Raw genomic sequence first — 10936 nt, forward strand, 5'->3', positions numbered from 1 at the left:
CGGTTTCTGGGAGGAAGATATGACCGAACCAACCACTGTTACCTCAGGCAAATGGCGCCCCTTTGCCGTTCTTGCCCTTCTCTTTCTGTTCCAGACGCTGAACTTTTTCGACAAGCTCGTCTTCGGGCTGTCGGCGGTGCCGATGATGAAGGAGCTTGGGATTTCGCCACAGCAGTTCGGGCTGATCGGCAGCAGCTTCTTTTTGCTGTTTTCGATCTCCGGCGTCCTTGTCGGCCTTTTCGTGATCGGCCGCATGCCGGTCAAGTGGATCCTCGTCATTCTGGCGGCGATCTGGTCGATCGCCCAGATCCCGATCTATTTCACCAGTTCGGTGACGGTCCTGATCGCCTGCCGCATCCTGCTCGGCCTTGGCGAGGGACCCGGCCTGCCGACGGCATTGCATGCCTGCCATAACTGGTTCAGCCCGGAAAAGCGCAGTGTGCCGAGCGCCGTCGTGCTGCAGGGCATCAGCGTCGGCCTGCTCGCCGGCGGTCCGATCCTCACTTATATCATCGTCAGCCACGGCTGGCGTTCGGGCTTCCTGTTCTGCGGCCTCATCGGCATTGTCTGGATCGCGGCCTGGCTGCTCATCGGCGGCGAAGGGCCGCATGCGGGCACGGAGAATGAAAAAGTTCGCGCCACTGTCGGAGATTCGCCGGTTCCGGCCCGCAAGCTCTGGCTCGATCCGACCGTGATCGGCGTCATCATCATGTCCACCATGTCCTACTGGATCGTCGGCATGTCGGCCACCTGGCTGCCACCCTTCCTGCAGCAAGGCCTCGGCTATTCGCAGACTGAGACCGGTTCAGTCATCTCGGCCGTCTACATCTTCCAGTCTCCGTTGCTGCTCGTCGGTTCATGGATTGCGCAGCGGATGCTGCAGAGTGGCGTCAGCAAGCGCACGACGCTCGGCAGCACCTCTGGTTACGCACTGCTTGTCAGCGGCGTGGCGCTCATCGCCTCCGTTCATGTGAGCGGCCCGCTGCAACTGGTACTGATCGCGATCGCCTTTGCCGCGCCGAGCCTGACGACGATCTACGGCCCGATCACGCTCGGCAGCGTGGCGCCCGCCGCCCAACGCGGCCGGCTGATCGTCGTGATCTATTCGGCGAACGCCATCTCCGCACTCGCGTCAAACGCCGTCACCGGCATGATCGTGCAGGCCGCAGGACCCGACCATGTGGCTGCCGGTTATGCGAACGCCATGCTGTTCACCGCCGGCATCCTCATCATTGGTGCAATTTCCGCCTTCGCGCTGATCTTCCCGGACCGCACCATCGAGCGCTTCGGCAGGATGACGCGCTTCACCGAACAAATGCAGCGGGTCTGAACGGCGCGCAGGAAATTCTGATCACAGACAGGAGAAGAAGTCATGAGATTGTCCACCGTCAAGATCGCCGGCCGAACGACCTGGGGCGTCGTGGAAGGCGAACGCTTCCTCGATGTCGGCGCCGCGCTCTCGGCCCGCTATGCCGACCTCAAATCGGCTGTCGCTGCTGGCTTTGACGGCGTTGCCGAGGCCGCTGCTGCCGCGGCCGCCACGCCTGTCGACGCGGTCGAATGGTTGCCGGTCATTCCCAATCCCGACAAAATCCTCTGCGTCGGCCTGAACTACGAAATGCATCGCAAGGAAACCGGCCGTTCGGAGGTGGAGAACCCCACCATCTTCGCCCGCTATGCCAATAGCCAGACAGGACACCTCGCTCCGATCATACGCCCGAAGGTCTCGACCGAACTCGATTTTGAAGGCGAACTGGCCGTCATCATCGGCAAACCCGGCCGCTACATTCCGTACGCCGAAGCCATGAACCATGTCGCCGGTTATGCATGCTACAATGACGGCAGCATCCGCGACTTCCAGCGACATACGCACCAGTTCACCCCGGGCAAGAACTTTCCAGATACCGGCGCCTTCGGTCCATGGATGATGACGCCGGGCGAACTCGGCCCGCTTGGCGAGCTGCGGCTGCAGACGCGCTTGAACGGCGAGGTGGTGCAGGACGCGACCTTCAGCCAGATGATCTTCGATATTGCGCGCCAGATCGAATATTGCTCCGCCTTCACCCGGCTCGAAGCCGGCGACGTCATCGTCAGCGGTACGCCGGGTGGGGTCGGCGCCAAGCGCAATCCGCCGCTTTGGATGAAGCCGGGAGACGTGGTCGAAGTCGAGGTCGATCGGCTTGGCAGCCTGCGCAATCCAATCGTCGACGAGACGTGCTGACGAAAGTCGGCGTGCCGCGATACCTCGGCAGTGAGGAACATCTGACTCGTCCGTCGGCGTCCCGTTGGCTGCGTTACAGCCAACGGACAATTGCTGCGGCCGCATCGATGCTGTCGCCGTCGTCTGGGACGGAGGAGCCACTGCCGCAAGGGCATTGACAGGCGCCAGATTGCTTCTGGAACAGGCCTCGCGCGTTGTCCTGATTTCCGTCACCGACGACAAGCAGATTGACGAGCGCAGTCGAGACCACCTTGCGTCGGCATTCGGCAAAGCTGGTTTTGCCGTCGACGTCGTGGCCATGCAAGCGAAGGGAGACTCGCCAGCCAGCGTCATTCAATCGATGGCCCCAGAACGCAAGGCCGATTTACTCGTCGCGGGCGCATTCGGTCATTCGAGACTGCGCGAATTCGTCTCGGAGGGGTCACACGGTCGCTGTTGAGCCGCCTCGAAATGCCCGCCCTTCTTTGCCACTGATTACAATGCGCGCAAGGCATTGCCGATGACTGCAACATCGATCACTCCTGGAGAAGAGCGCCTTGCACGGGAGGTAAGCAAGGCTCGCACAAACCATAGCGATCACCGAGAGTCGGATGCGACAACGAACGCTTGGGAGGATTCAATGAATCTGCGCGAAGTCCGAAGGCATCGGCTTGGCAAGCTCTTTGAGAATTGCTTCAAGCGCATTGGCCGTCGCCTGCAGGCCGGATGACTGCGCAATTTTCAGCGCCTCACGGCAGTGAACAGACAATTGGTCCTTCTGGTGGTCTTGGTGGATGTGCTCGTTCGTCGGGAATACGATGCCCGCATATTGCGACGGGTTTCCGGCTTCATCCCTGAAGCACCGGCCGAAGGCGGCCACGGTGACCATTTGCCCGCTTCGGTCAAACACCCGGTAGTCATGGCGGTACGGATTTCCTGTGATCACCGATTCTGAAATCGCCTTGGCCACGGATGGCTTGTCGTCCGGGTGAATCCGGTCGAGATATCGCATGACCGGCAGCCCCGCGATGGTCTCTTCCGGATCAAGGCCAAAGAGATTTGCCAGCGCCGTATCCGCATAAACCGTGTCGGTCGCCAACACCCAGGTGAAGATGCCAGCCTCTTCAGAGAGAGGAAATTCGGAGGTTCCAAAAGCTCCGTCGACAAGGTTCATTCGCCATCCCCAGTCTGCTCGCCAATGCTGCCAAATAACCCGTCACCCGGCTCTTGAAAAAATACGACACGCTCGATCAAAGCGGTCGACCATTTCACCCTCGATCCTAGATCTTAGATCTTAGATCTTAGATCTTAGCCGCGTTTCCATCGGACGCAACAGCAGGGAGGTTCCAAGCGCCGACTAGCGTTTCCTTGCTTGGCAGCGATCCATGTTTGATGGGGTCAATCTGTGGCGGATGAATGGCAGGCTTGAACGCACATCGCCCGCAGCCCACGTCCGGCGGGCAGCGGAACCGGCGGAAAGAACCCCGGGGAGCGGCGATACGTGCTTGGAGCTGCCGCTGCCGCGAAGTAGTGTTTCAGAAAATCCACGTAAAGTTCGGGGGCACCATGGATTTTCTGAACGTCGCGGCGATTGTTTTCTTTCTTCTTGTCTGGGTGGCGGTCGAGCCTTTGATGGCCGTGGGGTGGCCGAGGAAGAATGATAGTCTTTCCGTCGATATGGTGCGCATTCGCGCGGCCTGGATGCGGGAGGTGCTGACGCGAGACAACAACTTTATCGGCGACGCCGCGATCCTCGGGCACACGATCAATTCGGCATCCTTCTTCGGCTCGGCCAATCTCATCGTCATCGTTGGGCTGAGCGGCGCGCTTTTCATGGAACCGAACTATGGATCGGGTGGCCTGATTGCGATGTTTGCGGCTCAGGACCCCGCCTGGTTTTTCCAGTGCAAGGTCCTCCTGATCATGGCGACGCTGCTGCGGGGCCTATCCGATTTCATATGGGCGGTCCGGCAGATCAACTACTGCCTGGCGGCGATCGGGGCGAGCCCCTCTCGCGATGAAGACAGGGACATTGTCGGCTGGACGAATGCTCTGACTTTGGTGTTGAACCCTGCGCTTCGATCGTTCAGCGTCGGCGTCCGATCCTACTACTTCACCGTCGCAGCCGCGTTCTGGTTCATCGGGCCAATACCGTTCATTGTCGCCACCATCCTCAGTGTCGGCGTGTTGATCTGGCGTCAGTCCTGGTCGGATGCGGCAAAGGGGATCATGGCCATACGCAAGCTGCTCGACTAGGCCTGCGGCTCGGCGCAAGGTGGTAATCTGGCGGGCGTGCGGTTGAGGACGTTGCGAACGTCCGACACTCGTACGACAATAAACAGAAGCGGTATCTCATGGGCGGCGGCTGATGGATCGTCTTGAAGCAATGCGCATATTGCTGGCGGTCGTCGACGCCGGGAGCATCTCAGCCGGCAGCAGGAAGCTGAACGCGCCACTGCCGAGCGTCAGCCGCAAGGTGGCCGAGCTCGAACGACATCTTGGGGCGAACCTCATCGTCCGCACCAGCCGCAATCTTCAGCTCACGGACGCCGGACGCGACTATGTCGATGCGGCTCGAAAGATCATGGCGGATCTGGAGGAGGCCGAGCGAAGGGCGTCCGGGGAATACCAGACGCCCCGAGGCGTGCTGACGATCACGACGCCGGTCGAATACGGTAGCCGATACGTCCTGCCGGTCGCGCTGAGCTTCATGGAGAAGTACCCGGAGGTGTCACTGAACCTTCTGTCGCTCGACCGCACAGTGGATCTCGTCTCCGAGCAGGTGGATATCGCGATCCGTCTCGGCGACCTCGCCGACAGCTCCCTCCATGCCGCCAAGGTCGGGGAGTTCCGGCTGCTGACCTGCGCGAGCCCCACTTATATCAAGCGGCATGGCATGCCTGAGCGTCCCGGCGATCTCATCCATCGCGACGGGATCATCTTCAACAAGCGGACATTCTTCTGGACATTCGACGTCGACGGCACGCCGATGGAGGCCGTGCCCCGCAACCGGCTGGAAGTGAATACCGCGGCGAATTGTGTTGCGGCGGCTGTCGGCGGGGCAGGGATCGCGCGGCTGTTCGACTATCAGGTTTCGGACGAACTGGCGTCCGGCGCGCTCATTCCCATCTTGCGCGACTTTGACGGCGCACCGCAGCCCATCCATATCGTCTACGCGCGCCAGGGGCTTCTCGCCTTGAAGGTACGGGCTTTCGTCGACTGGGCGCTGCCGCGGTTGCGGGTGCAGACAAACCATAAAGATAATCAAATATTATCTGAATGATGCGTGGATTTCCTCAACCGTTTGTTTCGGATTCTGAAGGTGCGGGAAATGACCGATGCCCGGCAGGGTATCGACTTTTGCACCGATCTTGGCGGCGAACTCGATGCCCATTTCGCTTCTGATGTAGATGTCCTTCTCGCCCCAGATCACCCTCACGGGCGTCTTCAGCCGGTCGAGGTTGGCCTCGAGAAAGTTCTGGTCACGTGTGAAATTCGCGTAGTAGTGGGCGAAGGCATCTGCCGCCGTCGCGCCGTCGAGGCTCCAGGAGCGAGCCATGTCTTGCTGGACGTCGACAGGTAGATCGAATTGCTCAGCGGGGGAGAGGCCGCGCCTGTGCACGTTCTGAAGGATCTCGTCGCTCGTCTTGTTCATGTAGGCGCGCGTCGGCGAGGCGGTCGGCTCGGCTTTGAGGTTCTGCAGGTTCTCCCACATGTATTGCGGCCGGTCGAACGGCGCGAAGTCTCCGACGATGATCCGCCTGGCGATCGTCGGCTCATCGAGAGCGAGCAACAGAACGGGGAGGGCGGCGATGTCAGTCGCATAGATCACGAGGTTCGACCGGTCGATGCCTGCCCGCTCGAGATAGGCTTTCAACACCTGGGCATACGCCTTCGGCGCGTAGGAAAAGAATTCAGGAACCGGGCGCGACGACTGCCCGTAGCCCGGCCAATCGAAGGCATGGACGTCGTAGTCGCGAGCAAGCATCGTCGCGATGTCCTTCCAGACCGTCAGCGTTTCCGGAAACCCATGCAGGAAAAGCACGGTGCCTTTCGGCGCCGGGGCTCGGACAATCATCCTTCTCAGCGTCAGGATCTCATCGATCTCGATGAAGTCGACGGCGTCGTGCGCGGCCTCTCGGGAAGCGATGGTTTCAGACGTGCGGGAAGTCGGAGTTGTTGCGACCGATGCAGCCGTATTTGCGGGTTTGTCCCTAGACATAGGAGGTCCTTTCCTGAACGGCGGTCAGCCAAAGCCCAGAGCCGGCTGTCTCCTGACACAATTGAGCACGGCGTCAGCGCGCGGTAGCCGGAGAAAGTGAGAGGCACCCTCTCGATGGCGGCGGCGCTGCAACGCGGCTGCCCAAGGCGGATATTCCAACGAGAGGGTGCCTCTCACTTTTCCGGGGTGCCGCCGGCAGCCGACCGCGACAATATAAGGAAGAACTGATACTCCTCGAATACGAGCACGAGGAGCGCGAACCGATTAGGTTCAACGCCCGTCAGCAAGAAGTATCGACGAGGGCAGGGCGTCCGAGGTGGCGACCTATGTGGTCATCTGGGGCTTGCCCTTGTCGAATATCTCTCCGTTGGCTCTCGATGTCATGAAAGGACACGTGTCATGGCACTGACCTCTTTGAAGCATAGCCACGCCCTGAAACATGGACATATGTCACGACGCTCACTGCTGTTAGCGGTTGCCGCGGCCGGCATGTCTGCCGCTCTCCTTCCACCCACATCGGATGCTGCCGATGTCGTCGCCGCCACACCCGGGGAGATCCAACCGTTCAAGGCCGAAGTCGCCGAGGCGGCGCTCGCAGACCTCAGGCGGCGTCTTGCCGCGACGCGCTGGCCCGACGGCGAAACCGTCATGGATCGTTCGCAGGGCGTCCAACCCGACAGGATGAAGGAACTGGTGCGTTACTGGCAGTCGTCCTACGACTGGCGGAAGGCGGAGAGCAGGCTGAACAGTTTCCCGCAGTTTCTCACCAATATCGACGGACTGGACATCCACTTCATCCATGTCCGTTCCCGTCACGAAAACGCGCTGCCACTGATCATGACCCACGGCTGGCCGGGGTCGGTCTTCGAACTGCTTGACGTTATCGGGCCGCTCACGGATCCGACGGCGCATGGAGGCGCGGCGGAAGATGCCTTTCACCTGGTGATCCCGTCGATCCCGGGATTCGGCTTCTCCGGAAAGCCTGCTGCAACCGGTTGGAACCCTCAGCGGATCGCTGCTGCCTGGGACGTGCTGATGAAGCGACTGAACTATGACCGCTATGTCTCGCAGGGCGGCGACTGGGGGGCAATCATCAGCGACGCCTTGGGTCGCCTGGCACCCGATGGGCTGCTGGCGATCCACGTCAACAGGGTCGAACGTGCCACGACCCTCCCATCAGACGCGGCCCAGGCGCTTAAAAATGGAGGGCCGGCGCCCGATAGCCTGTCTGCGGATGAGAAAGTCGTCTTCGACGAGGCTCGAGATTTCCTCAACAACGGTTTTGGCTACGCAGCGATCATGAGTACACGGCCGGAGACGATCGGTTACGGCATTGCGGATTCTCCGGTCGGCCTTGCCGCCTGGCTTTACGACAAGATCGCCGACTGGGTGTTTACCGCCGGCGACCCCGAACAGGCGCTTGGCAAGGATGCCATTCTCGACAACATAACCCTGTACTGGCTGACGAACACCGGCCCCTCCAGCGGCCGCATCTATTGGGAAAACGCCATGTCGGGCGCGAAGCTCACGCCCGTCAAAGTGCCGGTGGCGGTCACGGTGTTTCCCGGAGAGGTTTACAAGCCGCCAAGGCAGTGGCTGTCCAAGGCCTATCCGACGCTCATCTACTACAACCGCGCCTCCAAGGGCGGTCACTTCGCCGCCTGGGAGGAGCCGGAACTCTTCAGCCAGGAGACCAGGGCAGGGTTCAGAAGCTTGCGATCTTAGAGCAATTCCAGCAAAAGTGCGTAGCGGCTTTGCCTCCGGAATTGCGTGAAAACAAAGAGATAGAGCATTTCCGTGATTGGGAGAAAAACGTAAATGCTCTAGCGCCTTCTGGCCGTTGGTTCGCAGTCTGCGCCCCGAGACCGGTTCGTCGATTGACGTTGGTCGTGCAACGCTTCACAAAGTCCGAAGTTTCGACCAACCCAGCAAAAGTGACGACAACGTCGCAGGGACCACGGCCACATGCGCATCAACGACGACCGTCATCCCCGCCACAGAATGTGCGCATTCCTGACGCTGGTATTTTCAACGCTTCTGCTCGCGAGCGCAAACCTCGCATCGGCGGCTGAGCCGACCAATTCCTCGGCCCCGATCCGGGTTATTATCGAATTGCCGAATGATGATTCCGGACGAGCGCTGGTCAATCGGATCGTTCCGGGCAATCAGGAAGCGGCGCAGCCGGTAGCAGTCTCGCAAGAGGCGGCACCGACGTCGATTGCGACGTCACTACAGGATTTGCGCCAGAGGTTGCTCACACTCGTCGATGCCGTTCCAACTCTTCCCGGGCAGATCCAGTCGGCGATCCGGGTCTTCCAAACGGATGATCGTATCGAACCTGTCGGCCTGATCTTGGCGGTCATACTCTTCGTCGCCGGCGGGTTCGTTGCGCAGCGCCTGGCCTGGTGGTCAGGGCGAGGGCTGCTCCATTTTGTGCTGAACGCGCCCGCCGGCACCGTCCGGCAACGGATCAAGCTCCACGCAGCCCGGCTTTCAATGGGTCTTCTCGCGTTGGCCGGTTACCTGATCGGAAGCCTCGGCGCGTTTATCCTCTTTCCATGGCCCGCCGTGTTTCGCGATATTGCGCTCATCCTGCTATCGGCCGCGCTCATGGTGCGCCTTGGCGTGCTCGTGGGCCGTATTGTCATCGCGCCAGGCGCCCGCCTGCCGCATATGCGGCTTCTGACGCTTGTCACCTCACTTGCCTGGTTCTGGTACTACTGGCTCCTCGCAATCGTCGCAGTGCTGGCGGCTGGCTGGGCCACCATTGAAGTGATCGGGACGATCCGAGCTTCACCCATCTTGGTCGACCTCTTTACCGCAGCATGGCTTGGTGTCGTTTCAATCGCTTTGATCGTTATGATCTGGCTGCGGCACTATCGTTCTGACGGGCCACCCGTGAGCCGGCTGGTCTGTGTTGGCTTCAGCGCGAGCATCCTGCTCTCGTGGCTGTTATGGGTTTCCGGTCTCCGCGGTGCATTCTGGACAGTGGTCGTCATCGCGCTTCTGCCGCTGACCGTTTCGGTGGCTCATGATATCATTCGTCGCATTATTCAATCTGGGGAGGGGCAGGCGGTCGAGGATCCGGCCATCGTCGGATGGTCCGTCGTTATCATGCAAACGCTGCGGAACGCTCTCATCGTGGTCGCTGCGCTGCTCATTGCCCGCGCATGGAATGTCAATCTCAGTGACCTTGCCGCTGCCGAAACGGTGACCACGCGTTTGATCCGCGCCGGAATTCGCATCGTTATCGTGCTGCTAGTGACCGACGTTATCTGGAAGCTCGCTAGCACGTTGATCGACAGTCAGATGGCGATGGCGTCGCGAAGCGTGCAGGCGGGACATCAGGAGGGACCCGACGCGCGCCGGCGTCAGCGGTTGAATACCCTCCTTCCCATTCTTCGCAATGTACTCTTCCTGGCGATCGGCGCTGTCGGCTTCCTGATGATCCTGGATGCCGTAGGCATTCAGATCGGACCGCTGCTGGCGGGCGCCGGTGTCGTCGGCATAGCCGTCGGCTTCGGTGCCCAAACACTCGTCAAGGACATCATCTCCGGCGTCTTCTATCTGTTCGACGATGCCTTTCGCATCGGCGAATATATCCAGGCGGCGAAATATAAAGGGACTGTCGAAGGTTTCTCGTTGCGATCGATCCGCTTGCGACACCATCGCGGTCCGGTCACCATCGTTCCCTTCGGGGAACTCGGCGCGGTGCAAAACCTAAGCCGCGACTGGGTCATCGATATCATTACGCTCACCCTGAACTATGACAGCGACCTTGAGGAGGTCCGCAAGACCATCAAGCGCATCGGCGTTGAGCTTCTCGAAGATGCCGAACTCGGGCCCAACATCATCGAACCCCTAAAAATGCAGGGGATTGAGCAGATGGCGGATTACGGTGTGCAGATTCGGCTGAAGTTCATGACGAAGCCCGGCGAACAGTTCGGCGTTCGCCGAAAGGCGCTCGCCATGCTCAAGAAAACATTCGCGGAAAAGGGCATTCAATTTGCAACGCCGACCGTTCATGTTTCCGGCGGCCCCGCCGATGCAGCAGCAACCGCTGCCGCCTCGGAGCTGCAAAGACCATCGAAAGTCATCTCGACACTTGAGGAATAGCAACGGCGAGCGGATCAGGTGAGCTTCCGCCGAATCCCGTCGAGCAACACTCTGACCCGCACGTTGCCGCCAAGTGCGCGTCCGTCCGAGACATGGGTTTCAAAAGAGTCTATTGGCTGGGATCAGCTGTTCTATGAGTCACGTTCGCGGTGAACTCGTCGATGCGCTGGATCGTCAAGACGCAAATTCGAGCAGGCCGATTTTAAAAGAGTGGGCCTATGAGATGGATGAAGAAGGTATGCCTTTGTAATCAAACGGCATCCTTATGTTCCATAATCTATCTTATGCGACAGTTGGGTGTAGCGGCTATTTAGTAATGCGACAGTTGGGCCAGTTAGAGATGCGACAGTCTCGCCTCTCGACGTGCTGGTCAATGCCAACGTTGGGAGCAAGGATGA

The 10936-nt window shown here is 60.1% G+C and carries 8 protein-coding genes and 1 pseudogene; 7 read left to right on the forward strand and 2 right to left on the reverse strand.

The genetic code is table 11. From position 1 onward, the window contains the following. Positions 1–19: 19 nt before the first annotated feature. The 3 genes and pseudogenes from FHX10_RS07075 to FHX10_RS07085 form a co-directional block, all read left to right on the forward strand. Positions 20–1330: an MFS transporter gene (locus FHX10_RS07075; RefSeq protein WP_097544287.1), complete on the forward strand. Its 1311-nt coding sequence runs from the start codon at positions 20–22 to the stop codon at positions 1328–1330. 42 nt (positions 1331–1372) lie between these two features. Further along, a complete protein-coding gene (locus tag FHX10_RS07080) occupies positions 1373–2221 on the forward strand; it encodes a fumarylacetoacetate hydrolase family protein (RefSeq protein WP_063475611.1) in 849 nt (282 codons plus the stop codon). 55 nt (positions 2222–2276) lie between these two features. Beyond that, a pseudogene (locus FHX10_RS07085) lies at positions 2277–2695 on the forward strand (universal stress protein); the annotation flags it as partial. A gap of 142 nt (positions 2696–2837) precedes the next feature. On the opposite strand, the gene FHX10_RS07090 reads toward FHX10_RS07085, so the two are convergent. Beyond that, positions 2838–3374: a PAS domain-containing protein gene (locus FHX10_RS07090; RefSeq protein ID WP_184389185.1), complete on the reverse strand. Its 537-nt coding sequence runs from the start codon at positions 3372–3374 to the stop codon at positions 2838–2840. A 392-nt stretch (positions 3375–3766) separates the two neighbouring features. On the opposite strand from FHX10_RS07090, the gene FHX10_RS07095 reads away from it, so the two are divergent. Together FHX10_RS07095 and FHX10_RS07100 are read left to right on the forward strand one after the other, a co-directional pair. After that, positions 3767–4456, forward strand: coding sequence for a DUF599 domain-containing protein (locus FHX10_RS07095; protein ID WP_063475609.1), 690 nt, complete (start codon positions 3767–3769; stop codon positions 4454–4456). Between the two features lie 112 nt (positions 4457–4568). Then, complete coding sequence (locus tag FHX10_RS07100) at positions 4569–5483, forward strand: LysR family transcriptional regulator (RefSeq protein ID WP_063475608.1); 915 nt, start codon at positions 4569–4571, stop codon at positions 5481–5483. Here the strand turns inward: FHX10_RS07100 and FHX10_RS07105 are convergent. Further along, entirely contained in the window at positions 5472–6422 is a 951-nt protein-coding gene (locus FHX10_RS07105; RefSeq protein ID WP_097623434.1) for an alpha/beta fold hydrolase, read from the reverse strand. The genes FHX10_RS07100 and FHX10_RS07105 overlap by 12 nt on opposite strands. A 399-nt stretch (positions 6423–6821) precedes the next feature. Between FHX10_RS07105 and FHX10_RS07110 the strand changes: the two genes are divergently transcribed. Continuing rightward, complete coding sequence (locus tag FHX10_RS07110) at positions 6822–8147, forward strand: epoxide hydrolase family protein (protein ID WP_097623435.1); 1326 nt, start codon at positions 6822–6824, stop codon at positions 8145–8147. A 240-nt stretch (positions 8148–8387) separates the two neighbouring features. Then, positions 8388–10538 (forward strand): mechanosensitive ion channel family protein, encoded by a 2151-nt coding sequence (locus FHX10_RS07115; protein ID WP_097623436.1) that lies wholly within the window; start codon positions 8388–8390, stop codon positions 10536–10538. The last annotated feature ends 398 nt before the right edge of the window (positions 10539–10936 follow it).

Origin of the sequence: Rhizobium sp. BK591, assembly GCF_014195045.1 — a bacterium.
In the GTDB taxonomy this organism is placed as follows: domain Bacteria; phylum Pseudomonadota; class Alphaproteobacteria; order Rhizobiales; family Rhizobiaceae; genus Rhizobium; species Rhizobium anhuiense.

What these genes read in the sequence shown, in the direction of transcription:
- FHX10_RS07090 (WP_184389185.1), bottom strand. Translation starts at nt 3,374, where the DNA reads ATGAACCTTGTCGACGGAGCTTTTGGAACCTCCGAATTTCCTCTCTCT.
- FHX10_RS07075 (WP_097544287.1), top strand. Translation starts at nt 20, where the DNA reads ATGACCGAACCAACCACTGTTACCTCAGGCAAATGGCGCCCCTTTGCC.
- FHX10_RS07080 (WP_063475611.1), top strand. Translation starts at nt 1,373, where the DNA reads ATGAGATTGTCCACCGTCAAGATCGCCGGCCGAACGACCTGGGGCGTC.
- FHX10_RS07105 (WP_097623434.1), bottom strand. Translation starts at nt 6,422, where the DNA reads ATGTCTAGGGACAAACCCGCAAATACGGCTGCATCGGTCGCAACAACT.
- FHX10_RS07115 (WP_097623436.1), top strand. Translation starts at nt 8,388, where the DNA reads ATGCGCATCAACGACGACCGTCATCCCCGCCACAGAATGTGCGCATTC.
- FHX10_RS07100 (WP_063475608.1), top strand. Translation starts at nt 4,569, where the DNA reads ATGGATCGTCTTGAAGCAATGCGCATATTGCTGGCGGTCGTCGACGCC.
- FHX10_RS07110 (WP_097623435.1), top strand. Translation starts at nt 6,822, where the DNA reads ATGGCACTGACCTCTTTGAAGCATAGCCACGCCCTGAAACATGGACAT.
- FHX10_RS07095 (WP_063475609.1), top strand. Translation starts at nt 3,767, where the DNA reads ATGGATTTTCTGAACGTCGCGGCGATTGTTTTCTTTCTTCTTGTCTGG.